This is a genomic window from Ralstonia sp. ASV6 (assembly GCF_016429285.1).
Classification (GTDB): domain Bacteria; phylum Pseudomonadota; class Gammaproteobacteria; order Burkholderiales; family Burkholderiaceae; genus Ralstonia; species Ralstonia flaminis.
Map to the genome: position 1 here is coordinate 12,933 of NZ_JAELUI010000035.1, position 25,242 is coordinate 38,174.

Sequence of the window (25,242 nt, forward strand, 5' to 3'; positions counted from 1 at the left end):
GTGCATTGTGCCGGGCTTTGCGCGGCCCCGCCTTACCCCAGCGCCCGCACCGACGTACAGATCGCCCGCGCCGATTGCAGCAGCGCCGGCCCCAGCTTGCTCTCCATCTCCTCCGGCGTCCAACGGCCCGTCGGCGCCACCAGATGAATCGCGCCCAACGGCCGCCCGCTGCCGCTCACGATCGGCGCGGCGATGGTCATGTCGCCGAGGAACAGTTCTTCGCGGTTGATGGCGTAGCCGCGCTGGCGGGTTTCGCGCAGCGTTTCCATGATGTCGGCCACCTCGGTGCGCGTGTGCATGGTGTGCGCAACGCGGTGCGATTGCTCAACGATGGCCTGCGCTTCGGGCACGGGCAATGCGGCCAGGTAGGCGCGGCCCGATGCGGTGCAGTACATCGGGATGCGGCTGCCGATGGGCATGTGCACGGGCACGAAGTGCGCGCTCACAAAGCGGGCCACGTACACCATCTCGTCCTGGTCGGGCTCGGTCAGGCAAGACGTTTCGGTAGTGACCTTGGTCAGCTCGGAGAGGAACGGGTTGGCCACGTCGATGAGCGTGTCAGCCGCCAGATAGTTGAAGCCGATCTTCATGACCGCCGGGGTGAGCTGGTAGCGGCGCGTTTGCGGATGCTTGCGCAGGTAGCCGAGCTGCTCGAGCGTGTAGACCATGCGCTGCGCCGAGCTTTTGTTGATGCCCGCAGCAGCCGCCACTTCGGCAATCGTCATGGTGCGGCGCTGCGCATTGAAGGCGCCGAGCACGGCCAGGCCCTTTTCGAGCGACTGGTTGAACAGCAGGTCTGGGGTGTCGTCCGTGTCGGTCATGAAAAGTGGCGCCTCAGTGGCAAATCAACGGCAAAAGAATCGCATATCGATTCTGATACGTCGACTAGTGGTTTTCCACAATTATAGGTCGATGCAACACGTTCGAATATTGGCACACGCATTGCATGAGGCTGAGCCAAGCCCCGTGGAGTCCCATCCGCGGTGCGTCTTCTTTTCGTTGCCTGGAGGGTTGCCATGTCTGTTGTCACCACTTTCCGTCGCGCCGCACTCGTCTTGTGCATGCTCGGCACCGCATCGTTCGCCTGGGCGCAGGGCGGTACGCCCACCTATAACGTGGGCGCCACGGCCACCGGCGTGCCGTTCACGTTTCTGGATGTGAAGACCAACTCCATCCAGGGGATGATGGTCGACACCGTCAACGCGGTGGGCAAGGCGGGCGGTTTCAACGTGAACGTGCAGCAGACGGTGTTCTCGGCGCTCATCCCGTCGCTCACGTCCAGCAAAATCGACATCATCTCGGCGGCGATGCTCAAGACGCCGGCGCGCGCGCAGGTGGTGGATTTTTCCGACCCGGTGTACTCGTACGGCGAGGGCCTGATCGTCAAGGCCGACGACGCCAAGAACTACGCCACGCTCGATGATCTGAAAGGCGAGGTGGTGGGCGCGCAGGTGGGCACGGTGTTCCTCGACATGCTCAACAAGAAGGGCATCTTCAAGGAAGTGCGCAGCTACGACTCCGTGGCCGACATGACACGCGACCTGGCGCTGGGCCGCATCAAGGCCGGCCTGGGTGATCAGCCCATCATCGCGTATCAGATCCGCCAGAAAACCTTTGAGGGCGTGAAGCTCGCGCCTAACTACAAACCCGCCAATGTGGGCGACGTCTGCCTGGTGGTGCGCAAGGGCGATACCGAAACGCTCAACCGCATCAACAAGGCCATCGCCAAGATCAAGGCCGACGGCACGCTGGACGCCATCGTGAAGAAGTGGGGCATCTGACGCTGACGGGTGATGCGCCATGAGTGTTGCAACGTTTCTTGAACACGCGCAGGAGTTCCTGCCGATTCTGCTGAAGGGGGCGGTGGTCACGGTGGAAGTGACCGTACTGTCGTTCCTGCTCAGCAGCGTGATCGGGCTGGCATTGGCGCTGATGCGGTTGTCGCCCATCAAGGCCGTGTCGACGGCCGGGGCGACCATCGTCAACGTCATCCGTGGGCTGCCGATCATCGTGCAGCTCTTCTATATCTACTTCGTGCTGCCGGACATCGGCATTCAGCTCACGGCATTCCAGGCGGGCGTGATCGGGCTGGGCATTGCGTATTCCGCGTACCAGGCCGAAAACTTCCGCGCCGGCATCGAGGCGGTGGACCCGGGCCAGCGCGAAGCCGCCGAAGCGATGGGCATGCGCGGCGCGCTCATCATGCGGCGCGTGATCCTGCCGCAGGCGTTTCGCATTGCGCTGCCACCGTACGGCAACACGCTGGTGATGATGCTCAAGGATTCATCGCTGGTATCCACGATCACCGTGGCGGAGATGACGCGCGCGGGGCAGCTCATCGCCTCGTCCACGTTCCAGAACATGACGGTCTACACGCTGGTGGCGCTGCTGTATCTGGTGATGAGCCTGCCGCTGGTGTACTGCCTGCGCCGGCTTGAGCACCGCATGGGCGCGGGGAGGGCCAAGCGATGATCGAGATCCGTGACCTGCAGAAGCACTTTGGCGACCACCACGTGCTGCGCGGCGTGAGCCTGCATGTGGACAAGGGCGAAGTCGTCTGCCTGATCGGGCCGTCGGGCTCGGGCAAGTCGACTGTCCTGCGTTGCATCAACGGGCTGGAGGCGTACGACGGTGGCGAGATCCGTGCGTTTGGCGAGCGTGTTGACCGCAACAGCAAAGCCATCCACACGCTGCGCAGCCGCATGGGCATGGTGTTCCAGCGCTTCAACCTGTTCCCGCATCGCAGCGTGCTGGAGAACGTGATGGAAGGGCCGGTCTACGTGAAGGGTGAACGGCCCGAAACGGCGCGCGCCAAGGCGATGACGCTGCTGGAAAAGGTGGGCCTGGCCGCCAAGGCACAGGCGTATCCGAACCAGCTCTCCGGCGGTCAGCAGCAACGCGTGGCAATTGCCCGTGCGCTGGCGATGGAGCCGGAAGCGATGCTGTTTGACGAGCCCACGTCTGCGCTCGACCCGGAACTCGTCGGTGATGTGCTGGAGGTCATGCGCGCACTCGCCCGTGAAGGCATGACGATGATCGTCGTCACGCACGAGATGGGCTTTGCGCGCGAGGTGGCTGACCGCGTGTGCTTTCTGCACAGCGGCACCATCGTCGAAGAAGGGCCGGCCGCGCAGGTGCTGGGCGCGCCGCGCCAGGCGCGCACGCAAGACTTCCTGCGCCGCGTGCTGCACAAACCCGCCGACGGTGTGGCCAATTCTCCGGCCGGAGACCTTGTGCCATGACGCTGCCGCAACTCGACATCGCCTTTGGCGGCGAGCCATTGCCGCCGTCGCTGTGGGCCGCCACCGCACCCGCTGCGCCACCCACGCCGCCATTGATGGATTCGACCAGCACCGACGTGCTCGTCATCGGCGGCGGGTACACAGGGCTGTCTACCGCACTGCATCTGGCCGAGCGCAACACGCAGGTCACGGTGCTGGAAGCCAATGACCCAGGCTGGGGTGCGTCCGGGCGCAACGGCGGGCAGGTCAACCCAACGCTCAAGCATGACCCGGATGAGTTGGTGCGCCTGTTCGGTGCCGCACGAGCCGAGCCGTTGATCGACGTGGTCTCGCGCTCCGCCGATCTGGTGTTCGACCTGATCGACCGGCACGGCATCGACTGCCAGCCGGTGCGTGCGGGATGGCTGCAACTCTCGTATTCGGACAAGGCGGTACCAGCACTGCATGCACGCGCCCGGCAATGGGAGCGGCGCGGCGTGCCGGTGGAGGTGCTCGACCGCGCCGCCGTCGCCAAGCGGGTCGGCACCGAAGCATTTGCGGGCGCGTGGCTCGACGGCCGTGCTGGTGCCATCCAGCCGATGGGGTATGCGCGTGGTCTGGTGCGCGCCGCACAACAAGCGGGCGCTGCCGTACACGGGCACACCGCCGTCACCGCACTGGAGCGGCAGGGCACGCAGTGGATCGCCACCACCAGCACGGGCGCCCTGGTACGCGCCCAGCGCGTGGTAATCGCCACCAACGGCTACACCGGCCCGCTGTGGCCGGGGTTGGCACAGACGGTGCTTTCTGCCAACAGCTTCATCGTCGCGACCAAACCACTCAGGTCGGCGGATGCGCAAAGCATCCTGGCGCGCGGCGAGACGGCTTCCACCTCGCAACGGCTGCTGCTGTATTTCCGCAAAGATGCGGCCGGGCGCCTGCTGATGGGTGGACGCGGCTTTTTTGCCGAGCCGTGCAACGCGCAGGATTTTGCACACCTTGAACGCTCACTGGAGCTGCTGTTTCCGCAACTGGGGCCGCTGGAGTACGAGTACCGCTGGGCAGGCCGCATCGCCATCACGCGAGATTTCATGCCGCACATCCACGAACCTGCACCGGGCGTGACGATGGCGCTTGGCTGCAACGGGCGCGGCATTGCCCTGTGCACCAGTCTGGGCCAGCATATTGCTGCGCGGCTGGCGGGCAGTGGGGAGGCGTTTCCGTATCCCGTGTCGCCCATCACGCCGATCCCGCTGCATGGGCTGCAGCGCTTCTACATTGCGGCGGGCGTGGCGTGGTACAGCCTGCTCGACAAGGTTGGCGGGTGATTGGACGGTGACGGTTGTCACAACCGGGCGGGGCGGCATGGTCTAGGATGAAGGCACCTTCCGTCACATCCAGAGGACACACCATGCTGCACCCCCGCCGTTTTGCACTCGCCCTGACGGGCGCCGCGCTGCTTGCCGCCGCCACGCCGTCGTTCGCGTATTTCCGCAATGTGCTGGCCAGCACCATCATCGGGTCGATGAGCGAGACGGAGGTGAAATCGTTCACCAAGGCCATCGGCGACACCCTGAAAAACACCGCCGACAACACGCCCGCGCAATGGACGTGGCCGGCAAAAGGCAGGCAACCGGCCATCGAGGCCACCATCACGCCGCTGGAGAGCAAAACAGACGCCGGCCAATCGTGCCGCCGCCTGCAGAGCGAACTGACGCGCGGTTCCAGCAAGGAGCAGTGGACGGCCTGGCTGTGCAAGCAGCCCAGCGGGGAGTGGAAGCTGCGCCGTCTGGCCCAGTAAGCGCTTGCGCTAACGCGTCAGCACTGCCACAAAAACTTCACCTGTCCTGCGTGGCTGGCGCATTGGAAGAGGTAGGCGCAGCCGCCGCCGAAGTTCATGGCGGTGTGCGCGTCGGGCCCTTCCTCCAACTGCGCGGCCAAGTGCATGGGGGCACCGCAGGCGGGGCAACCGGGGGTCTCGTCGGCCTGCAGCCAGGACGGCGCGCCGTGCAGTTGGCCGAGCACCTGGCGGCCAGGCTGGCCGGTGCGCTCGCACCATTGGCGGCGGGCGGCTTCGTAGTCTTCAGTGTCTTGCGCTTCAGTGCGTGCGCCGTTTGTGGTCTCGCGCAGGGTCAGGCCCTCGGCGGGCGGCTCGGCCAGCGTAAGGGCACCCGCCGGCACAAACACGGCGAGGTTGCCGCCTTCGTTTGGGTCCCACTCGTCACAGCAGCCGGGGTCGTTCTGACACATGAAGACCAGCAGCAACCCGGCTGGATGCCCGGCCGTGGCTTCCACGCCAATCTGCCCCTGAAACTGCATCGGCTGCTCGCACGCGGCGCAACACGGCCACGTGAAGGAACCGTCGGCCGGCACCAGCGGGCGGCCGCCAAAGCGGGTCTGCGCGGCATGTTCATCGGGTGCGGGATCATTCAAGAGCAGCGTCACCATGGCAATTCCTTTCAGGTGGGATGAAGGAGGACAGGCCTGCAGAATCGGTGGGCAATTGTGCCGCAGGCATGTGACGCCGTGACACCACATCGTGCGGCCATTTTTGGGGCTATGGGGCATCTAAGTCTGGCCCGGCAGACTGCGGTGAAATCCCCAACGCCCAATTCCCGAATCCCTGCCTCGCATATGGACGCCGCATCACACCCCAGCCGGCGCAACAAGGTGGCCGAAGTCACCGCACTGTTCTGGATCATCAAGATGATGTCCACGACGGTGGGTGCGGCTGCGGCCGATGCGCTCAATCTCGGCTGGCAGTTCGGGCTGGGCGGCACAACCGTCGTCACGGGCGCACTGTTTGCGGCGGCGTTGATGGGCCAGCTCCGCTCACGCCGCTACCTGCCGTGGCTGTACTGGATCACGGTACTGCTGGCGAGCGTGTTTGGCACGCTGGTCGTGGATCTTCTGATTGCACGTGCCGGCTTGCCGACGGGGGCATCGACCGTGGTGCTGTCAGTGGCCCTGCTGGCCACGCTGGTGCTCTGGCACCGCCGCGCGGGCACACTCGCCCTCGATGCCGTCGACACCCCCGCGCGTGAGCGCTTCTACTGGCTGGCCGTGCTGCTGGCCTTTGCGCTGGGCACCGCATGCGGCGACTGGCTGACCGAAAGCCTGCGCCTGGGCTATGCGCAATCGGCACTGGGCTTTGGTGTGCTGGTTGCCGTGGCGGCCATGGCGCGCTTCGGCTTTGGCGCGGGCGCCGCACCCACGTTCTGGTGGGCCTTCGTAATGACGCGCCCGCTGGGCGCCGCCTGCCGCGACCTGCTCGCCCAACCGGAGGCCAACGGCGGCCTGGGTCTGAGCACCGGCGCCGTCAATGCGCTCTTCCTGGCGGTGGTCGTGGGGCTTGTGGCCTACCTGTCGGCGCTGGAGCACACGGCGGACACCACACACGACGCTTCGGTTTCACAACGATAGGGACACCCTCATGACCCCATCCCGCACCCTCCCCAGCAAACTGCCCGAGATCACGCTGGCGTTCTGGATCATGAAGATCTGCGCCACCACCCTGGGCGAAACCGCCGGCGACCTGCTCTCGATGACGCTCAAGGTCGGCTACGCGGCCAGTTCGGTCCTGCTGATCGGTGTGTTCCTCGTCACGCTGGGCGCGCAACTGCGCAGCAAGGCCTACCACCCGCTGCTGTATTGGGCGGTGATCCTCTCGACCAGCACGGCCGGCACCACGCTGTCGGACTTCATGGACCGCACGCTGGGCCTGGGCTACGCCACCGGGTCGACCATCCTTGCCAGCCTGCTGTGCGCGGTGCTCGTCTACTGGAAGCTGAGCCAGAAATCGCTGTCGATCGCGAACGTGCGCAGCGGCCGGCAGGAGCTGCTGTACTGGGGCGCCATCCTCGTATCCAACACGCTGGGCACGGCGCTGGGCGACTTTCTGGCGGACTCGTCGGGGCTGGGTTTTGCGGGTGGGGCGCTGCTGATTGCCGGTGCGATTGCGCTGATCGCGGCGGCGTATTATCTGACCGGCATCTCGCGCGTGGCGCTGTTCTGGATGGCCTTCGTGCTGACGCGGCCGCTGGGCGCTACGGGCGGTGACCTGCTGACCAAGCCGATCAGCGCGGGCGGCATGAACCTGGGCACGGCGGGCGCATCGGCGGTGCTGCTGGTGATACTGCTCATCACCATCGGCTATACGAGCTGGCAGGCGCGGCGCGATGCCATGCAGTCCGCTTGAGCCCTCACCAGAAACCGCATGCGCGTGCTCCTTGTTGAAGACGACCCGATGATCGGCGCGGCCGTGGATGCCGCGCTGCGCGACGCCGCCTATGCGGTGGACTGGGTGCGCAACGGCCAGACCGCGCTGGACGTGGCCGCGCATCAACACTACGACGTGCTGCTGCTTGACCTCGGCCTGCCGGGCAAGGATGGCCACGCCGTGCTCAGCGCGCTGCGCGCCCGCGACAACCCCGTGCCGGTGCTGATCCTGACCGCGCGCGATGCCGTGCATGAACGCGTGCGCGGCCTGGACGGCGGCGCGGATGACTACATCCTCAAGCCCTTCGAAATGGTCGAACTGCTGGCCCGCATGCGCGCGGTGCTGCGCCGCAAGGGCGGGGCCGCCAGCCCGGTGCTGACCAACGGCCTGCTCACACTCGACCCTGCCACGCACGAAGCGCGCATGGGCGATGGCGAACCGGTGCGCCTATCGGCGCGCGAGTTTGCGCTGCTGCAAGCGTTGATGCTGCGCCCGGGCGCCATCCTCTCGCGCGCAGAACTGGAAGAGCGCATTTATGGCTGGGGCCACGAGGTGGCGAGCAACGCGGTCGAATTCCTCATCCACGCGCTGCGCAAGAAGCTCGGCGCGCAGGCCATCAAAAACATCAGGGGCGTGGGATGGATGGTGTCCAAGGGTGGGTGAGGGCATCACTGCAGCGGCGGCTGTCGCTGTGGCTGTCGATCATCATCATCGGCGTAGCGGTGCTGGCGGGGGGCTTTGCGTTCGTCTCCGCCTTTAGCGAGGCGCATGAACTGCAGGACGACGTGCTGCGCCAGGTGGGCGCGATGTTCGACCCCGAGCATCTGCCCGCACCGCCCGCGAGCCCAGAAAGCGCGCCGCCCGCCTCCGATCAGGAAGCGCGCGTGATCGTGCAGGTGCTGCCTGGCCCGGGTGGCACGGTGGCGCCCGGCACACCCGCACCACGTCTGGCGTTTCCGCCCGACCTGGTGGACGGCATGCAGACCGCGCGCGCTGGCAAGCGCGAATACCGCGTATGGGTACGCACCCTCGACAACGGTCAGCGCATTGCCGTGGCGCAGGAAACCGCCGTGCGCGATGAGACCGCACGCGACAGCGCTATGCGCACGCTGATGCCGTTCCTGATCCTGGCGCCGATCCTGCTGCTGGCCGTGGCCGACGTGCTGCGCAAGATGTTCGCGCCCATCAAGCGCCTCGCACACGAGGTGGACCAGCGCGACGAACGCCAGCTGCACGCCATTGCGCCCGAAGCCGTGCCCGACGAGGTACGCCCCTTCGTGGTCGCCATCAACCGGCTGCTGGCGCGCGTGGGGCAATCGATGGAAGCGCAGCACCGCTTCGTGGCCGATGCCGCGCACGAGTTGCGCACGCCGCTCACGGCGCTGTCGCTACAGGCCGAACGCCTGGGGCAGGCGCCGATGTCAGCCGATGCCCATGAACGTCTGGCGACCCTGCGCCAGGGCATCGAGCGCAGCCGTGGGCTGCTCGAACAGTTGCTCACGCTGGCGCGCGCGCAGGAGGCCACCGGCGTGCCGGAGGGCACCGTCTCCGTCCAGCGCATCTTCCGCAGCGTGCTCGAAGACCTGATGCCGTTGGCCGAAGCCAAGCGGCTGGATCTGGGCGTCACCACCGAGGCTGACGCCCACGTGTACGCCAGCGAACTCGACCTCTTTGTCATTGTGCGCAACCTGGTGGACAACGCCATCCGCTACACACCGGCCGGCGGCAGCATTGACCTGTCGATCGCAACCGAGGCACGCGTGGTGTCGATTGGCGTGCAGGACAGCGGCCCCGGCATCCCCGCCGATGAGCGTGAGCGCGTGTTTGATCCGTTCTACCGTGTGCTCGGGAATGAGGCGACGGGCTCGGGGCTCGGGCTGTCGATCGTGAACACAGTGGTGCAGCGGCTGGGTGGGGAGGTGGTGCTGGAGGATGCGAACGGGGCCACGGGTGGGCTGCGGGTGACCGTGCGGCTGCCACAGGCACACGCCTAAAGGCAGCCGCCGCGCTTCATCTATCGCTGCGCGCGAAACACCACCGCCAGCCCCAGCAGGATCATCCCCATGCCCGCCATCGCCACCAGCGAAAGACGATGGCCCAGCACCACATCATCCAGCAGCGCCGTCACCACCGGCACCAGGTAGAACAGGCTCGTCACGTTGACGAGGTTGCCGTGTTGCATGAGCCGGTAGAACAGCAGTTGCGCGCCGACCGACATGACCACGCCCATCCATAGCAACGCGGCAATACCCGGCACGCTTGGCACGAACGCGATCGGCTGGGTGAGGGCGAAGCCGATGCACAGCAGCAGACTGACCGCGTTCTGCAGCGGTAGCACGTCGATGGGCGCCTGGCCCAGGCGTTTCTGCCAGATCGCCCCCACCGTCATGCTGGCCAGCGACGCCAGCGCGTAGCCGAGGCCCGCCATCGGCACCTGCTGCGCGTTGGCACCACCCACCACAAGCGCGAGCCCGCCCAGTGCCAGCACGAGCCCTGCCATGCGTCGCGCAGACCAAGCGCGCTCCATTACCAGCAACGTCAGCAACGGCTGCACACCGAGCACCGTGGCCAGCAACCCCGGCGTGAGCCCGCGGTCGAGCGACAGCAGATAGCAGATGGAGTAGCCACCGGTCAGCAACACACCCGTGCCCGCCACCTTCAGCCGCGAACCCGGCGCGGGCCACCACCGCCCGCGCCAGAGCCCTAGCGCCACCAGCACCAGCGAGGCCAGCGCAAACCGCCCCACCAGAAACGCAAACGCCGGGACATGCTGCACCCCGATCTCCGCGAAGATTGCACCGCTGCTCCACAGCAGCACGAATAGAACCGTCGCGCCGGACCCTGCCAGCGCGGCTTGCATGGAACGCATACCACTCACCTGTCGAAAAGGAATATCGGGTTCCGGCGCGTGGGCGCACGAGCGCACGCCCACCTCGGGTTCAAGCCCGAGCCTGGATCAGGTCAACCGGAAACGAAGCGGCTGGAAGTCAGCCGAGAGCGGGCAGACGCGGCGGCGGCTGTGCGCCGATCACGTCGTCGCCCGACGAGACGACAGGAGGAGGGAAGGGCCCTGGCTGCACGCACACGTCTTCCATGCCGGCGCGTTGGCCGGCAGCGAGGAAGGTGGCGTGAAGTCGAGACATGGATGCGAAGAATCAGAATTTGCCGAAGGCGTTGCAGCAGGTTAGCGAGGTTGACCGCACCGCGCAAGCGACACGCGGCCTTCGCTCAGGATCAGTCCGTTGCGTGGGGCGACTGCAGATACACCTCGTGCCACAGGCTGACCTTGCCTGCGTCGTCAAAGCGCAGCAGCAACATAGCGTCGAACTGGTCAACTGCACCGTGGGTGCGCGTGACCGATGCACGCATGCCGAGCACCACGCCTGCGGCGTCCGCCACTGTCTGCGTCACCTTGTAGTCGATCGACGCGATGGCGTGCTTGAAGCCGTCGAGAAAGGTCTTGTAGTTCGCGTAGTTGGCATCGTAATGCCGCCCGTTTGCGAACACGGTGAACTGCGGCGCAAAGCGTTCGGCGATGACGGCCTCGGTCAGCACCGTGTCGTGCCGCAGATGCGCGCGGTTCCAGTCGAGCAGGGCGTGCGCGTGCTGGAGGTTGTGTTCAGCTTGTGGCGTCATGGGTGGGGAGTGGGAGAGCGTTGCCTTACTTCAGGTACGACTTGATCACCTGCATCACGGCGTCGAAGTCCTCCTGACGCTGCGCTTCGGTGGGCTCCTTGACCACGTGATCCATCAGGTGGCCTTCAAGGACAGCCGCCATCAGCCCGTTGACCGCGCCGCGAATGGCCGCGATCTGCTGCAGGATGGCCGTGCAATCCCCTTCCTCGGCGAGTTGCCTTTCCAGCGCAGTCGCCTGCCCCTGGATGCGCCGCACACGCGCCAGCAGCTTGGCTTTGTCGCGGATGGTATGGGCCATGAGTCAGAACATTGAGGTGGGTTGAATGACGCGAAAGGGTAGCATCAATATACTAGGGGGGAGTATAGTTCACCCACCTGAATTCACCACCGGCTGCCCACCCATGACCGCGTTCGCCACCCTGTTGCAGCAAGGCAATGCCTGGCTGTTCGTGCCCAGTGCCATCCTGCTGGGCGCATTGCATGGCCTGGAGCCGGGGCACTCCAAGACGATGATGGCGGCGTTCATCGTCGCCATTCGCGGCACGCTCGCGCAGGCGGTACTGCTGGGGTTGTCGGCCACGGTCTCGCACACGGCGGTGGTGTGGGCGGTGGCCATGGCGGGGCTGTACTTTGGCCGCAACTGGAACCCGGAGACAACCGAGCCATACTTCCAGATGGCCTCCGCTGTGCTGATCGTCGCCGTGGCGGGGTGGATGATGTGGCGCACATGGCGCAGCACCCGCGTAGCGCACGACCATGACCACGATCATGGCCATGACGACGTCCATCGCATCGACACCGGCCATGGCATCGTCAGGCTGGCAGTGTTTGAAGACGGTGTACCGCCGCGCTTCCGGCTGGCGCAGGAGCATGCACATCAGGGCACGCATGGTCATGCCTGGCCGGCAGATCAGGTGCAGCTGGTGACCGAGCGGCCGGACGGCAGTCGGCAGACCTTCAGCTTCCTGCAGCGCGATGGCTTTCTGGAATCGGAACAGACCATTCCCGAGCCGCATGCCTTCACGGCACGTCTGTCACTCGGGCACGCGCACCATCGGCACGACTACGACGTCGAGTTCATTGAGCACGACCACACGCATGCCGCGCATGACCATGGTGGACTGGATGTGTCGTCCGGCGACTATCAGGATGCGCACGAACGCGCGCACGCCAACGATATCCGCCGCCGCTTCGCCAACCGCGAAGTCACCACCGGCCAGATCATCGTGTTCGGCCTGACCGGCGGGCTGGTGCCGTGCCCGGCGTCCATCACGGTGCTGCTGCTGTGTCTGCAGCTCAAGCAGATCACCCTGGGCGCGGCGCTGGTGCTGTGCTTCAGCATTGGCCTGGCTTTGACGATGGTCGCCTCGGGGGCGCTGGCGGCGCTGAGCGTGAAGCACGTGTCACGACGCTGGGGCGGCTTTGGCGAGTTCGCACGCAAGGCACCGTACTTCTCGGGTGGGTTGATCGCGCTCGTGGGCCTGTATGTGGGCTGGCAGGGTGTGCAAGGGGTCATGCAGTTGACGTGACCGCCACATGTGCTGCGCGTGTTTGGTCGAGCGCACGTTGTGCCGAGGCTGCATCCACTGCGGCACGGCCTGCGTATCTGTGGGTACCGGCGGGCGCGAACAATTTCTCATGGAAACCGTGTCAGGTTTGCATCGATGTCGCGACCAACAGGGGAGGTCGATGCCATCCGGCAAGCGATCCGTCGGACTGCCATCCGCGGATGGCGCACGCTCAACCAATGAGGAGTTCACCATGCACACCACCCGTTCCTTCACACGCACCCGCCGCCTGTCGTTCGCCTTGCTGGCCACGTTGACGGCCTCCGCCGCGCTGTTCGCGGCGCAACCGGCCGCAGCCGCCAGCAGCGCCGATCCCTACACGCAAGGACAAAGCCGCCTGGACAAGGTGGATGCGTACACGCAAGGGCACAAGCAGGACAAGGCGGATCCGTTCACGCAAGGTGCGGATCGTCAGGCCGACACCTACGGCTATCTTTCGTGGAGGCGCGATCGCTTCGATCCGTACGCACAGGGTGCCGATCAGCAGCGCACTGACACACGTGGCGTGCTCGCATGGCACGGCGATTCCACGTACCCCAGCAACCCGCAGGGCGCACATGCATGAAGCATGCAACCCGAGTGAGAAGTGCCTGCCCCCGCGGGTAGACCTTCTCACCGGTCAACGTGCCAGCGTCGCCCCTTCCTCGACGATCATCTCGTAGAGCGCTCGCGCCGCAGGCGACAACTGCGCTGTCCTGCGCGTTACGAGCACCAGCGTGCGCGACACCTCTGGTTCGACCAGTTCTATCGTCCGGATCATCGGATACGCATTCTTCTGGATCGCGAGCCGCGGCACCACTGCCGCACCCAGCCCTTCGGCCACGAGCCCCAGCGCCGTTGAGCTGCGCTGGACTTCGTAGAACGAATGCAATGTCACTCCGCTGTTCTTGAGCGCGCCTTCGAGCAGGCTGCGGTTGCCGCTCACCTCGCCAGCAAAGATCAATGGATGCGCTTGCAGCGCCTCCCAGCGGATGCGCCGCCGTTTGGCGAGCGGGTGATCGTCGCGGCAGATCAGCACGTACGGGTCGCTCGTGAGCGGCACGCTGGTGAGTTCAGGGTGCTGGTCGCCCGCAATGCTGATGCCGAATTCCGCCTCGCGGCGCAGCACCGCCTGCAGCACCGATGCAGAGGCGTGATCGAGAATCTTCACGTGATCGTGCGGCCGGTGCGCGGAGAACGCCCGCAGAATGCGCGGCAGATACTGCACACCCACCGTCGGCACACAGGCGATCGTGATGTCACCACGCTGGCTCAGGCCGGTCTCGCGGATTTCCGTCAGTGCGTCAGACAACTCACTCAACAGTCGGCGTGCCTGCGGCAGGAAGCGGCGGCCGATTTCCGTCAGCTCCGTCCTGCGCGTGGTGCGCTCAACCAGCGCAACCCCCAGGAATGCCTCCAGCTTGCGCAGCCGTTGCGTGATGGCCGTCTGCGTCACATGCAGCGTGTCGGCCGCCTGCGTAAAGCTGCCGCACTCCGCAATCGCCACAAAGGCTTGCACGCCAAGCGTGTCGATCTTCATTAGATAAATGAATCAATGAGAACAATGAATTCATTTTACTGATCCAGCGGAAAACCACAGAATGCCGCCAATCGATAGCACCCCCGGCAAGGAGAATCGCGATGACGACACAACACGATTGGAGCGCAAACCAATACGTTCAGTTTGAAGAAGAGCGCACACGGCCCGCCAGGGACTTGCTGGCCGCCGTGCCGCAAACGCCCATCCACAGCGCCATCGACATCGGCTGCGGGCCGGGCAACTCGACCCAGGCACTGATGGCGCGTGCGCCCGGCGCGGCCATCCTCGGCATCGACAGCTCGGCCGACATGATCGACGCTGCACGCAAGCGCCTGCCTCAGGTGCGCTTTGACATCGCAGACATTGCTGCATGGGATGCGCCCGGCGCATACGACCTGATTCTCGCAAACGCCGTGCTGCAATGGCTGCCCGCGCACGCCACACTGTTTCCAAAGCTGATCGGCAAGCTGACGCAGGGCGGTCATCTTGCGGTGCAGATGCCGGACAACCTGGACGAACCCACGCACCGCCTGATGCGCGAAGTGGCCGCCGCCGGCCCGTGGGCGGAAAAGCTCAAAGGCGTGGAACGGACCGAGCGGTTCGACCCGCGCCGCTACTACGCAATGCTGTCACCGCTATGCACACGCGTGGACGTGTGGCGCACCACGTACTACCACCCGCTGCGCGGCGGCGCCGATGCAGTGGTCGCGTGGTTGAAAGGTACAGGGCTGCGGCCGTTCCTGGCGGCGTTGAACGACGACGAACGCGGCGCGTTCCTCACGCGCTATCGTGACGCGATCGCGCAGGCATATCCGGCACAGGACGACGGCACGGTGCTCTTGCCGTTCCCGCGCCTGTTTATCGTGGCGACGCGCAAATAGGTACTGCGACCCCATGAAAAAAGCCCGCCGGCATATACCGACGGGCTTTTTCGTCTGACCTGCTCGACGCTTAGCGCGACGGGTTCAGCAACAGGTTCATGTGACGGTTCACATCCTTGTACAGCAGGTAGCGGAAGCGGCCAGGGCCACCCGAATAGCACGCCTGCGGGCAGAACGCGCGCAGCCACATGAAGTCGCCCGCTTCCACCTCAACCCAGTCCTGGTTCAGGCGATAGACGGCCTTGCCTTCCAGCACGTACAGGCCGTGCTCCATGACGTGCGTTTCCGCAAACGGAATCACGCCACCCGGCTCGAACGTCACGATGTTCACGTGCATGTCGTGGCGCATGTCGCTCATGTCGACAAAGCGCGTCGTCACCCACGCACCGTTGGTGCCCGGCATCGGGATCGGCTCGACGTCCTGCTCGTTGGTCACGAAGGCTTCCGGCAGCGGAATGCCGTCGACGACCTGATAGTGCTTGCGGATCCAGTGAAAACGCACAGCAGCATCGCTGACGTTGTGCAGCGTCCAGTCCGCGCCCGGCGGAATGAACGCGTAGCCGCCCGGCTTGAGCGTGTGCTTCTTGCCTTGCAGCGTCAGTTCGGCTTCGCCTTCGACGACGAACAGCACGGCTTCGGCGTTCTTGTCCTGCTCGGGCTTGTCGCTGCCGCCGCCCGGGCTCACTTCAACGATGTACTGCGAGAAGGTTTCGGCAAACCCCGACAGCGGGCGGGCGATCACCCACAGGCGCGTGTTCGACCAGAACGGCAGCCAGCTCGTGACGATGTCGCGCATCACCCCCTTCGGGATCACCGCGTACGCCTCGGTGAACATCGCGCGATCGGTCAACAGATCGGTCTGCGGCGGGTGGCCGCCATGCGGCGCGTAATACGTTGTTTTAGACATACTGCATCCAGGCAATGGGTTGGTCCGGCCTCGGGCGCAAACAGCATTGGGCCGTTCGTACGCGGGCGGCGTTGACGATAGCGAAGTCGGCAACAATCGACCAATTAAATGTTGCGATGACTTCCATTCGATTTCCCACTACCCTCCAGCGCCCCGCACATGGTTCACGCGGCCCCCAGCATCAGCTCCAGATTCTGCACCGCCGCACCCGAGGCACCCTTGCCAAGGTTGTCGAACACCGCCGTCAGCAGGACCTGGCCGTGATCGTTGGCAAACACGCCCAGGTGCATGTCGTTGGTGCCGTTGAGCGCCTGCGGGTTCAGATGCGACAACGCGGACGACACCTGCAGCGGCATCACCTCCACGTGCTGTGCGCCCGCGTAGTGGTCAGCCAGGCAGGCATGCAGCCGAGCGGCATCCACACCGGGGGTCAGCAAGCGCTGCTCCAGCGGCACTGTCAGCACAATGCCCTGGCGGTACGCGCCATACGCGGGCACGAACATCGGCCGCTGCGTGAGTCCGGCGTACTGCTGGATTTCCGGCGCATGCTTGTGCGCCAAGCCGAGCCCGTACACCTGGAATGGCAGCGCATTCGCCGCGTCGGGCCCTTCGTAGGCCTCCACCGCGGCGCGGCCACCACCCGAATAGCCGGACACGGCGTGGATGCTGACCGGGTAGTCCACCGGCACCAGACCCGCGCGCACCAGCGGACCGAGCAAGCCAATCGCGCCGGTCGGGTAGCACCCGGGGTTGGTCACGCGGGATGCCGCTGCCACGCGCTGCGCCTGTCCTTCGCTCATCTCCGGAAACCCATACGTCCAGCCCGGCGTGGTGCGATGCGCGGAGCTGGCATCGATCACACGGACATCCGGGTTGACGATAGACGCCACGGCTTCGCGCGCGGCAGCATCCGGCAGACACAGGATGGCGATATCGCAGGCGTTGATGGCCTCGGCGCGGCACTTGGCGTCTTTGCGGGCATCGGCAGGCAGCGTCAGCAGTTGCAGGCTCTGCCGATCGATCTGGCCGCGCAGGCGCTCGTGGATCAGCAGGCCCGTGGTGCCTTGGTCGCCATCGATAAAGATCAGGGGTGCAGCCATGCCGGTGTCCTCCAGTACGGGAATACGGTGCGTGCAAAACGATGTGTGAGCCGCTATCTTCACGGCATGCCTTCGATGTTAAAAGTTGAATTTCACAACGCTTATATTCAGTTTTTCTGAACTGGACGCCCGCCATGAGAGAGATCAGCCTGGACCGCCTGCGCACGCTGGTGGAGGTGGCCGACCGCGGCTCGTTTGCCGACGCCGCGCGCGCCCTGCACCTGGCACCACCCACGGTCAGCCTGCACATTGCCGAGCTGGAGGGCCGTGTGGGTGCGCCACTGCTGTCGCGCAAGCGCGGGCAGGTGCGCCCCTCGGCGATTGGCGAGGTGATGGTCGAACGTGCGCGCCGTCTGCTGGCGGATGCGGAGCAGGCGCTGGACGACATCCAGCGGCAGGTACAGGGCCTGAGCGGGCGCGTGCGGCTGGGTGCGTCCACCGGCGCGATCGCGCATCTGCTGCCGCAAGCGCTGGAGGTGCTGCGGCAGGATCATCCGGGCATCGACGTGCAGGTGGCTGTGCTGACCTCGCAGGAAACGCTCACGCGGCTGGCCGACGGCGTGCTCGATATCGGGCTGGTGGCGCTGCCGCAATCACAGGTGGGGGGGCTGGCGATCAAGCCGTGGCGGCGTGACCCCGTCATGGCGTTTCTGCCAGCGCACTGGCAGAGCCCGGCGCGTGTCACGCCGGCATGGCTGGCGGGGCAGCCGCTCATCCTCAACGACACCACCACGCGGCTCTCACGCCTGACGGCGGAGTGGTTTGCCGCCGACGGCCATCACCCCACGCCGCGCATCCAGCTCAACTACAACGACGCGATCAAGAGCCTGGTGGCAGCGGGCTACGGCGCCACGCTGCTGCCGCACGAAGCGGCGACGCCGGTGCCGGACGCCCGCATTGTCATGCGAGCGCTGCGGCCGGCGTTGTGGCGCCAGCTTGGCATCGCGCATCGGGCAGGGCACATCGAACGCGCCACGCAACATGTGCTCGACGTGCTGTGGGGCATGCGTGCGCGGTAGGGCAGTGTCCGGACTGGGCCTCAGCCGAGCAGATATTCGCGCGTGAGTTGCCGCGCCCGGTGCAGGCGGCTCTTCACTGCCGCGCGGGACGCGTTCAGCTGGTCGGCAATCTCGCTGATGGTCATCTCGTTCAGGTCGCGCAGCACGATGATCTCGCGATAGTGCGCGGGCAAGGATTCCAGTGCGGCCGCCACGTCGTGGCGCAGATCGTCGACAGGCATGCGCGCGAGCCACGCTTCCACCTTGTCGTCATCCCACGGGTCGGTCGAAAGCGCCTTGCGCGCCATGCGATGACACTCGCGGCGCACGATGGCGAACAGCCAACTGGAAAACGCCGCCGCCGCGCGCAGCGACCCCACCTTGCGCGAGAGCACCAGCAGGCTTTCCTGCACGGCGTCATCGACGTCGGAGATCAGGCAATTGCGCTGCGCATAGCGGCGGATGTCGGGCTGACAGACGGCCAGCAGTCGCTCGATGGCCGATACGTCTCCCGCGCGGGCGGCATCGAGCAGGGGTTGGTGACGGACAAGATCCATGGCGTCAGTCGCGCGGGTTACCGCTTGGGTTGCTGCAGCCGACGGCCGACCAGTGCACACGCCGGGCAGAAGCCAACCACACCGGTCAGGCCAAACCCGGCGCCGGCTGCGGCCAGCAGCCAGTTCCAGGGTGCAGCCGCCAGGGCCAGCCCGCCAACAGCGACAGCCAGCGCCAGCACGATGCGCACGACACGCTCCCAGTTCGGCACGTTCTTCACATACAGGGCAGATTTCAGAAACGACATGATGTTCTCCAAAGGGGGCGGACGAAAGGTGAGGACAGTCCTCGCCCCTTAAGAGGCACCGCCAGCGTGAACGGATTCGCGCCCATCAAAAAAAAATCTGCGGCGCACCCGTACCGCAGGCGCATGATGGCCGCCGTTGTATGCGCGTCACGCAAATTCGGGTTGACTTCGCCGGTTGCGATAACTATCTTAAGATATGTTTTTAGACATAATGCGGCGCAAACATCACCCGGGCGATCCCCGCCACGGAGACAAGCGCCTTCTCTCCGTTATCTTCGTTCTCTCCCATGCCCTTACTTGAACCCAAGCGCGAGCGGCATCTGCTCTGGCTGCTCGCGCTCACGCAGTTCACCGTCATCATGGATTTCATGGTGATGATGCCGCTCGGTCCGCAGATCATGCATACGTTTGGCATCGGCCCGGCGGCGTTCGCCACGGCGGTGTCGGTGTATTCGCTGTGCTCCGGCGCCTCGGGCCTGCTGGCCGCCACGTACACCGACCGCTTTGACCGGCGCCGCCTGCTGCTGACCGTCTACGGCCTGTTCACGCTGGCCAACCTGGCCTGTGCGCTATCGGGCAGCTACAGCATGCTGCTGTTTGCACGCGCATTTGCGGGGCTCACGGGCGGCGTGCTTGGCTCGCTCGTGCTCGCCATCCTGTCGGATGTGATTCCGCCCGCGCGGCGGGGCGCGGCCACCGGCGTGGTGATGTCGTCGTTTGCACTGGCGGCCATGGCTGGCGTGCCGGTGGGCATCGCGCTGGGTGCACACCTCGGCTGGACGGCACCGTTCTTCCTGCTGACCGTGATGACCGCGCTGACGTGGCTGGGCGCGCGGCACACCATTCCGCCGCTGACTGGCCACCTGAGCAACACCCGCCAGACACCCGGCCAGATCCTCGCGGGCCTGTGGCAGTTGCTGAGCAACCCACGGCATCTGCGGGCCTTCCTGCTGACCTTCGTGATGATGGGTTCGCACATGCTGGTGATCCCGTTCATCTCGCCGGTGCTGGTGGCCAACCATGGCATCGCGCCGCAGGATCTGTCGTGGCTGTACGTGGCGGGGGGTGCAGCAGCGTTCTTCAGTTCGCGCGCCGTGGGCAAGCTGGCCGACCACTACGGCCGTCGCCGTGTTTTTGTGGCGGCGGCGCTGCTGGCGTTCATCCCGGTGCTGGTGATGACGCATCTGCCGAACTGGCCCTTCATCGGCCTGCTGCTGTTTTTCCCGTGCTTCATGGTGGTCCTCTCCAGCCGCATGGTGCCCATGCAGGCCCTGATGACGACCGTGCCCGACGCGAAGGTGCGCGGCGCCTTCCTTTCGGCCAACAGCGCGGTGATGTCGGTAGGCACGGGGACGGGCGCATGGATTGGCGGGCTGCTGCTCTCCACCAGCGCCGGTGGCCACATCGATGGCTACGGGCTCAACGGCTGGCTGGCCGTGGCGGCGGGGCTGTTCTGCGTGTTCTGGGTGAGCCAGGTGAAGGGGTCGGATGCGCAAGGCGATCCGTCGCTCGGCGCACCATCCGCGCCGGCCGGCGCATCCACCTTGCAGACCGCCCCGCAGGCTGCGCAGGCGGAGAAGGTCTGAGCCTGAGCGCTTGCGTTTACTCCGCTTCCACCACCGTCTTCAGCTTCACCAGGTCACGCTGCACCCATTCGGCATCGGCCTCGAACTGCGCGTCGTCCATGCCGGGCAGTTGAAACAGCGTGAGCGAGACGGTGGTGCCGGCGCCATTGCGTACCACGCGCAGCGGCACGTAGATGACGGTGTCATCCGGCAGGCGCACCCAGTGGTCGGCAATGCCAAACGTGTTGGGCGGGCTGAAACGGATGAACACGTTGCCCTGCTGCGCATCGCCAATCCATTCGTCGGGCGCCGCACCCGAGCCCTGCGTGCTGGGTGCCAGGCTGGTCGACAAGCCCGTCGCCCAGGTGGGATAGTTCAGCGGCTCGGCCAGGAAGGCGGCCACATCATCAAAGTGGCGCTCGATGTTGATGCTGAGTGTGCGGACGGGATGCATGCGGGCTCCAGGGCAGGCGGTGCTCAACCGAACGAGAGGCGCGCCGGTCGCTGGAGTATAGGCGGCCGCGCATCCTTCCTGCATGCGCCCGGATCAGCCATGCTGCGGTGAGGCGCCTCTTAAGCCGGCAGCTTGCGAAAGCTGATCGCCAGACGGTTCCACGTGTTGATGGTGGACACAAGCAGCGTCAGGTCAACCAGCTCGGCATCAGAAAACTGGGCGCGCACGGCCTGCCATACATCATCTGGCACGCGGGTTTCAGCGACGAGGGTGACGGCCTCTGTCCACGCCAGCGCGGCGCGTTCGCGGTCGGTGAAGAAGGGCGTTTCATGCCAGACCGACACGGTGGCCAGGCGGCGATCGTCTTCCCCCCCTTTGCGCGCGTCGCTGGTGTGCAGGTCGACGCAGTAGGCGCAACCGTTGATCTGCGAGGCGCGCAGGCGCACGAGCTCTGTCAGCGGCTTTTCCAGCGTGCTCTTGCTCAGCACCTTTTCCAGACCCATCACCGCCTGGATGGCAACGGGATTGGCTGTATAGAAGTCGAGGCGGGGTTCCATGATCGGGCTCCGGTACGTGGTGACAGGCGCCAGATTAGAGGGTCGAGTGGCTCGGCAAAAGCACCACTCTCGGCGAGTTTCAGGTAGCCAGTTTGGCGAGTGCCTGCGCCAGCCGGGCGAGGCCCGCGTCGATCTCCGCCACGTTCACATAGCCGTAGCCAATCAGCAGCCCCGGCAGCGGTGGTTGGGCAACGTGCATCCTGGTCGTGCCATACAAGCCGACGCCCACGCTTTCGGCCAGCTTCAGCACGGCGGGCTCCCGCAGCGGCGCGTGCAGTCGTGCCGCCATGTGAATGCCTGCCGCAGAAGGCACCGGCATCATCCACGGTGCCAGCGGCCCGCGCAGATGCCGCAACAGTGCCTCGCGCCGTGCGGCGTACTCCTTGTGCATGCGGCGCAGGTACTTACCGAAATCGCCGTCGAGCATGAACTTGGCAAGTGCCGCCTGCATGAGCGATTCGCTATGCCAGTCGGCCACCTGCTTGGCGCGCTGCAGCGGTGCCAGCAACGAGGCCGGTGGCACCACATAGCCGATGCGCAGCTCCGGAAAGATTGTCTTGGAGAACGTGCCCACATAGGCCACGCAGCCGGTGGCATCCAGGCTCTTGAGCGACTCCATTGGCCGGCCGTCGAAACGGAACTCGCTGTCGTAGTCGTCTTCCAGGATGAGCACACCGTGGCGCTGCGCCCAATCGAGCAGTTGCGCTCGGCGCGCGAGGCTCATCGGCATGCCCAGCGGAAACTGGTGCGACGGCGTGACGTAGACGAGCTTGGCGTGCGGTGGCAGCGCATCCACCACGAGGCCCTCGGCATCCACCGGCACGGGCACCACGTTGGCGCCCAGTGCCTGCAGTGCGATGCGCACGGGCGGATAGCCGGGGTCTTCAATGGCAACGGTATCGCCTGGACGCACCAGCACGCGGGCAATCAGATCGATGGCTTGCTGCGCGCCCTGCGTGACAACGATATCGCCCCATGCGCAGACCACGGCGCGGCTGAAGGCGAGGTAGCGTGAGATCGCCAGACGCAGTGTCTGGTCACCCGCCGGGTCGTGATACGCGCCGCGCCCCCGCGCCTGCAGGCGCAGCCCGTGCGCCACGCAACTGCGCCACTTGTCGAAGGGGAACAAGCGCTTCTCGGTCACGCCACCCACGAAGTCGTAGACGATGCCGGTGCGCGGCGTGGGCAGCACGTCGGGCATGTCGTTCCAGGGTGTGGTGAAGGTGCGTGTGGCCGGCGCGGGTGCAGCAATCTGTGCCGCGGGCGACACGCGCGGCGCGCGGCCTGCAAGCCCCTGCGTGGCCTCGGCCACGAAGGTGCCGGAACCAGCACGCGAACGCAGGTAGCCCTCCGCACTCAGGCGCTCGAACACATCGAGCGTGGTCTTGCGCGACACGCCAATCTGCAGCGCGAGATCGCGCGTGGAAGGCAGCCGCTCGCCGGGCGCAAGGCGGCCGTCGAGAATGGCGGTGCGCAACTGGCGGTACAGCTGGCCGGCAAGATCATGCCGGCCGTGAATCGTCAAATGAACATCCATCGTGGACGCAGAATGCGTTGGGCTGCGCCATTCTACTTACGCACGCTGCGTGCGCGCTGCAGAACCCGCAAGAACAGCACACGCGCCGCGAGCCACAACCCAGCAAGCGCGGCCAGCAGGTAGAACGGGCGAAAGCCAAGCGCAAACGCCAGATGCCCCGCATACGGCACGCGGCTGACAGAGTCGGGGGGCCGATGGTCAGCAGCAGAGCAGGGCGGGGCATGGTGGGCCTCCTGAGTGGCGGGCTTACAGGATGTCGTCCAGCAGATCGGGGCCGAACACCTCACGATGGATGCGCTCTGCTGGCACACCGCCCGCGAGCAGCGCTGCACGTTGCGCCTGCATGAAGGGCAGCGGGCCGCAGAGGTAGAAATCCGCATCTGCGGCATGCGCTTCGAGGATGGGGGCGACCGCCATGCGGCCAGGTTGGGCGGGACGTGACACGAACTCCGCCGGCTCACCGGACTCCAGGAAAACGTGTGCCTCAAAGTTGAGCAGAGCCAGTGCGGCGCGCTCCAGGTCATCGGTGTGCGCGACATGGGCTGCCGCACGATCAGCGTGGCTGAACACGATCTTGCGGGCGCTGTTCTGCTGCGCGAGCGTATTGAGCGTGGCGATCATCGGCGTGATACCCACACCCGCCGACATCAGCACAATCGGGTTGTCGGTGGTGAGCTGCGGAACGAAATCGCCATAGGGCTGGCTGACCAGCAGGACCTCGCCTTCGCGCGCGCGGGCATGCAGCCAGCTCGACACCGTGCCGGCGGGGCGGTCCACATCACCCCCATCGCGCTTGACCGAGATGCGCCACGTGCGGCCATTCGGCGCGTCCGACAGGCTGTATTGGCGCTGCTGCAGCACACCCGGTGCCAACTCCACCTGCACCGAGATGTACTGCCCCGGCTGGAAGCCCGCCAGCGGTGCGTCACCCACCGCTTCCAGCGTGAAAGAGACCACGTCTTCCGCCTGCTGACGGCGCTCGACAATGCGAACCGGCTGACGGTGATCCGGGCCGCTGCCAGCGTGTTGATAGAGACGGGCCTCAGCAGCGATCAGCTCGGCGGCGAGCAGCCAGTAGGCCTCATCCCACGCGGCCAGCAGTTCCGGCGTGGCGGCATCGCCCAGCACTTCGGCAATCGCACCCAACAGATGCCGCGCAACGATAGGGTAGTGGCTCGGTTTAAGGCCAACGGCCGCGTGCTTGTGCACGATGCGCCGGACCACCGGGGCCAGCGCTGCGTTGTTACCGTGGTTGGCTGCGTACGCAAACACCGCAGACGCCAGCGACTGCTGCTGCGACCCGTTGGCCTGGTTGCCCATGTTGAACAGGTTGGTCAGCTCGGGGTGGCTGGCGAACATGTTGCGATAAAAGGTCCGGGTGATGGTCAGGCCGTGCTCACGCAGCACGGGCACGCTGGCATCAATCAGGGGCTTGGATCGTTCGGACAGCATGGCAAACTCCAAATATGTGTATTGAATGCAACAAATAAGACGGGGGCGCCGTTGCACTTCTGGCGTGCTGCAGCGTGTTCTTGCGACTTCCTGACACTGATTCTATTAAACGTGCATTTTCTATACAACAATAATGCCTGCGACAAACCGGCGCATCCAAGGCGGCGGCTTACCCGTAAGATGTGTCTTCTATAAATGTTTTACGCACAACGCACCCACTATGCGACTGACCGACTACACCGACTACGCCCTGCGCACGCTGATCTACGTGGCCGTGCACCCGGACGAACTGGTCACGATCCAGCGCATTGCCGATGCATTCGACATTCCCAAGAACCACCTCATCAAGATCGTGCAGCAGCTCGGGGCCGATGGCTTCCTGCACACCGTGCGCGGGCGTGCCGGCGGCATCGCGCTGGGCCGGCCCGCTGCCGAGATCAACCTGGGCGATGTGGTGCGCGCCACTGAACCCGACTTCCGCCTGGTCGAGTGCTTCCGTGCGGACGACAACCACTGCGTCATCACCCGCGCGTGCGGCCTACGCGGCGTACTGAACGACGCGCTGCGGGCGTATTTCGCGGTGCTCGACACGTACACGCTGCAGGATTTGGTCGATAAGCCCAATGCGTTGAGCCGGGCGTTGGGGGAGGGCGTAGCGTTGCCGATGCCGCGGGCGCGCGCCAAGCCGGCCTCGCGCCGGTAGCAGCGTCGCTGCAGTTCCACCCGCCAGAACGCTTCCCCGCGCGCAACCCGCTCACCAGGGCAACTCAGCGTTCTCTAAGGAAAGCACGCCACCTCCTGCGCCGAATTCACCTGAGCGTCATCG

The 25,242-nt window shown here is 65.7% G+C and carries 30 protein-coding genes; 15 read left to right on the forward strand and 15 right to left on the reverse strand.

Translation table 11 applies throughout. The annotated features are described in order from the left end of the window. Positions 1-32: 32 nt before the first annotated feature. Positions 33-821, reverse strand: coding sequence for an IclR family transcriptional regulator (locus JHD73_RS09095; RefSeq protein ID WP_199029946.1), 789 nt, complete (start codon positions 819-821; stop codon positions 33-35). Between the two features lie 195 nt (positions 822-1,016). Between JHD73_RS09095 and JHD73_RS09100 the strand changes: the two genes are divergently transcribed. The 5 genes from JHD73_RS09100 (at position 1,017) to JHD73_RS09120 (ending at position 5,022) form a co-directional block, all read left to right on the forward strand. Continuing rightward, positions 1,017-1,781: an ABC transporter substrate-binding protein gene (locus JHD73_RS09100; RefSeq protein WP_199029948.1), complete on the forward strand. Its 765-nt coding sequence runs from the start codon at positions 1,017-1,019 to the stop codon at positions 1,779-1,781. 19 nt (positions 1,782-1,800) lie between these two features. Next, on the forward strand, positions 1,801-2,472 hold the full coding sequence (gene ehuD / locus JHD73_RS09105; RefSeq protein ID WP_199029950.1) for an ectoine/hydroxyectoine ABC transporter permease subunit EhuD: 672 nt from the start codon (positions 1,801-1,803) through the stop codon (positions 2,470-2,472). After that, entirely contained in the window at positions 2,469-3,242 is a 774-nt protein-coding gene (locus JHD73_RS09110) for an amino acid ABC transporter ATP-binding protein (protein ID WP_199029952.1), read from the forward strand. Before ehuD ends, JHD73_RS09110 begins: the two co-directional genes overlap by 4 nt. After that, positions 3,239-4,549: an FAD-binding oxidoreductase gene (locus JHD73_RS09115; RefSeq protein ID WP_199029954.1), complete on the forward strand. Its 1,311-nt coding sequence runs from the start codon at positions 3,239-3,241 to the stop codon at positions 4,547-4,549. The genes JHD73_RS09110 and JHD73_RS09115 overlap by 4 nt, the downstream gene beginning before the upstream one ends. Before the next feature lie 83 nt (positions 4,550-4,632). Beyond that, positions 4,633-5,022: a hypothetical protein gene (locus JHD73_RS09120; RefSeq protein WP_199029956.1), complete on the forward strand. Its 390-nt coding sequence runs from the start codon at positions 4,633-4,635 to the stop codon at positions 5,020-5,022. 17 nt (positions 5,023-5,039) lie between these two features. Here JHD73_RS09120 and JHD73_RS09125 read toward each other — a convergent pair whose 3' ends face one another. Further along, positions 5,040-5,669: a hypothetical protein gene (locus JHD73_RS09125; protein ID WP_199029958.1), complete on the reverse strand. Its 630-nt coding sequence runs from the start codon at positions 5,667-5,669 to the stop codon at positions 5,040-5,042. A gap of 186 nt (positions 5,670-5,855) precedes the next feature. Between JHD73_RS09125 and JHD73_RS09130 the strand changes: the two genes are divergently transcribed. The 4 genes from JHD73_RS09130 to JHD73_RS09145 are packed head-to-tail and all read left to right on the forward strand — an operon-like array spanning position 5,856 to position 9,434. Next, complete coding sequence (locus JHD73_RS09130) at positions 5,856-6,644, forward strand: hypothetical protein (protein ID WP_199029960.1); 789 nt, start codon at positions 5,856-5,858, stop codon at positions 6,642-6,644. A 10-nt stretch (positions 6,645-6,654) separates the two neighbouring features. Then, on the forward strand, positions 6,655-7,419 hold the full coding sequence (locus JHD73_RS09135) for a hypothetical protein (protein ID WP_199029962.1): 765 nt from the start codon (positions 6,655-6,657) through the stop codon (positions 7,417-7,419). Between the two features lie 18 nt (positions 7,420-7,437). Then, complete coding sequence (locus JHD73_RS09140) at positions 7,438-8,103, forward strand: response regulator transcription factor (RefSeq protein ID WP_199029963.1); 666 nt, start codon at positions 7,438-7,440, stop codon at positions 8,101-8,103. Continuing rightward, positions 8,079-9,434: an ATP-binding protein gene (locus JHD73_RS09145; protein ID WP_199029966.1), complete on the forward strand. Its 1,356-nt coding sequence runs from the start codon at positions 8,079-8,081 to the stop codon at positions 9,432-9,434. The genes JHD73_RS09140 and JHD73_RS09145 overlap by 25 nt, the downstream gene beginning before the upstream one ends. A 20-nt stretch (positions 9,435-9,454) precedes the next feature. Here the strand turns inward: JHD73_RS09145 and JHD73_RS09150 are convergent, their stop codons facing one another. The 4 genes from JHD73_RS09150 to JHD73_RS09165 all read right to left on the reverse strand — a co-directional run bounded on the left by JHD73_RS09150 (position 9,455) and on the right by JHD73_RS09165 (position 11,374). Next, positions 9,455-10,309 (reverse strand): DMT family transporter, encoded by an 855-nt coding sequence (locus JHD73_RS09150; protein WP_199029968.1) that lies wholly within the window; start codon positions 10,307-10,309, stop codon positions 9,455-9,457. Between the two features lie 118 nt (positions 10,310-10,427). Then, positions 10,428-10,583: a hypothetical protein gene (locus tag JHD73_RS09155; protein WP_199029970.1), complete on the reverse strand. Its 156-nt coding sequence runs from the start codon at positions 10,581-10,583 to the stop codon at positions 10,428-10,430. A 91-nt stretch (positions 10,584-10,674) separates the two neighbouring features. After that, positions 10,675-11,076: a nuclear transport factor 2 family protein gene (locus JHD73_RS09160; protein ID WP_199029972.1), complete on the reverse strand. Its 402-nt coding sequence runs from the start codon at positions 11,074-11,076 to the stop codon at positions 10,675-10,677. A 25-nt stretch (positions 11,077-11,101) separates the two neighbouring features. Next, on the reverse strand, positions 11,102-11,374 hold the full coding sequence (locus tag JHD73_RS09165; RefSeq protein WP_199029974.1) for a metal/formaldehyde-sensitive transcriptional repressor: 273 nt from the start codon (positions 11,372-11,374) through the stop codon (positions 11,102-11,104). Positions 11,375-11,477: 103 nt separating this feature from the next. Between JHD73_RS09165 and JHD73_RS09170 the strand changes: the two genes are divergently transcribed. Together JHD73_RS09170 and JHD73_RS09175 are read left to right on the forward strand one after the other, a co-directional pair. Further along, entirely contained in the window at positions 11,478-12,605 is a 1,128-nt protein-coding gene (locus tag JHD73_RS09170; RefSeq protein ID WP_199029976.1) for a nickel/cobalt efflux transporter, read from the forward strand. Positions 12,606-12,837: 232 nt separating this feature from the next. Continuing rightward, entirely contained in the window at positions 12,838-13,209 is a 372-nt protein-coding gene (locus JHD73_RS09175; protein ID WP_199029978.1) for a hypothetical protein, read from the forward strand. Between the two features lie 54 nt (positions 13,210-13,263). Here JHD73_RS09175 and JHD73_RS09180 read toward each other — a convergent pair whose 3' ends face one another. Beyond that, a complete protein-coding gene (locus JHD73_RS09180) occupies positions 13,264-14,163 on the reverse strand; it encodes a LysR family transcriptional regulator (protein WP_199029980.1) in 900 nt (299 codons plus the stop codon). Positions 14,164-14,264: 101 nt separating this feature from the next. Between JHD73_RS09180 and tam the strand changes: the two genes are divergently transcribed. Then, positions 14,265-15,044, forward strand: coding sequence for a trans-aconitate 2-methyltransferase (gene tam / locus JHD73_RS09185; RefSeq protein ID WP_199029982.1), 780 nt, complete (start codon positions 14,265-14,267; stop codon positions 15,042-15,044). A 70-nt stretch (positions 15,045-15,114) separates the two neighbouring features. Here tam and JHD73_RS09190 read toward each other — a convergent pair whose 3' ends face one another. After that, entirely contained in the window at positions 15,115-15,951 is an 837-nt protein-coding gene (locus JHD73_RS09190) for a bifunctional allantoicase/(S)-ureidoglycine aminohydrolase (RefSeq protein WP_199029984.1), read from the reverse strand. 164 nt (positions 15,952-16,115) lie between these two features. Next, a complete protein-coding gene (gene argC, locus JHD73_RS09195; protein ID WP_199029986.1) occupies positions 16,116-17,051 on the reverse strand; it encodes an N-acetyl-gamma-glutamyl-phosphate reductase in 936 nt (311 codons plus the stop codon). A 134-nt stretch (positions 17,052-17,185) separates the two neighbouring features. On the opposite strand from argC, the gene JHD73_RS09200 reads away from it, so the two are divergent. Further along, positions 17,186-18,070, forward strand: a complete 885-nt coding sequence (locus tag JHD73_RS09200) for a LysR family transcriptional regulator (protein WP_199029988.1) — start codon at positions 17,186-17,188, stop codon at positions 18,068-18,070. 20 nt (positions 18,071-18,090) lie between these two features. On the opposite strand, the gene JHD73_RS09205 is transcribed toward JHD73_RS09200, so the two are convergent. Beyond that, positions 18,091-18,606 carry an RNA polymerase sigma factor gene (locus JHD73_RS09205; RefSeq protein WP_199029989.1) on the reverse strand — a complete coding sequence of 172 codons (516 nt, stop codon included), beginning with the start codon at positions 18,604-18,606 and terminating at the stop codon, positions 18,091-18,093. 17 nt (positions 18,607-18,623) lie between these two features. After that, positions 18,624-18,851 (reverse strand): DUF2892 domain-containing protein, encoded by a 228-nt coding sequence (locus tag JHD73_RS09210; protein ID WP_199029990.1) that lies wholly within the window; start codon positions 18,849-18,851, stop codon positions 18,624-18,626. 287 nt (positions 18,852-19,138) lie between these two features. Here JHD73_RS09210 and JHD73_RS09215 point away from each other — a divergent pair, with 287 nt between their 5' ends. Next, entirely contained in the window at positions 19,139-20,437 is a 1,299-nt protein-coding gene (locus tag JHD73_RS09215) for an MFS transporter (protein WP_199029991.1), read from the forward strand. 16 nt (positions 20,438-20,453) lie between these two features. Here the strand turns inward: JHD73_RS09215 and JHD73_RS09220 are convergent, their stop codons facing one another. The 4 genes from JHD73_RS09220 to JHD73_RS09235 all read right to left on the reverse strand — a co-directional run bounded on the left by JHD73_RS09220 (position 20,454) and on the right by JHD73_RS09235 (position 24,416). Continuing rightward, complete coding sequence (locus tag JHD73_RS09220) at positions 20,454-20,870, reverse strand: SRPBCC family protein (protein WP_199029992.1); 417 nt, start codon at positions 20,868-20,870, stop codon at positions 20,454-20,456. Positions 20,871-20,989: 119 nt separating this feature from the next. Continuing rightward, complete coding sequence (locus tag JHD73_RS09225; protein WP_199029993.1) at positions 20,990-21,427, reverse strand: carboxymuconolactone decarboxylase family protein; 438 nt, start codon at positions 21,425-21,427, stop codon at positions 20,990-20,992. A gap of 79 nt (positions 21,428-21,506) precedes the next feature. Beyond that, on the reverse strand, positions 21,507-22,964 hold the full coding sequence (locus tag JHD73_RS09230) for a PLP-dependent aminotransferase family protein (protein ID WP_199029994.1): 1,458 nt from the start codon (positions 22,962-22,964) through the stop codon (positions 21,507-21,509). Between the two features lie 246 nt (positions 22,965-23,210). Next, positions 23,211-24,416 (reverse strand): globin domain-containing protein, encoded by a 1,206-nt coding sequence (locus tag JHD73_RS09235; protein ID WP_199029995.1) that lies wholly within the window; start codon positions 24,414-24,416, stop codon positions 23,211-23,213. A 220-nt stretch (positions 24,417-24,636) separates the two neighbouring features. Between JHD73_RS09235 and JHD73_RS09240 the strand changes: the two genes are divergently transcribed. After that, positions 24,637-25,119, forward strand: a complete 483-nt coding sequence (locus JHD73_RS09240) for an Rrf2 family transcriptional regulator (protein WP_199029996.1) — start codon at positions 24,637-24,639, stop codon at positions 25,117-25,119. The last annotated feature ends 123 nt before the right edge of the window (positions 25,120-25,242 follow it).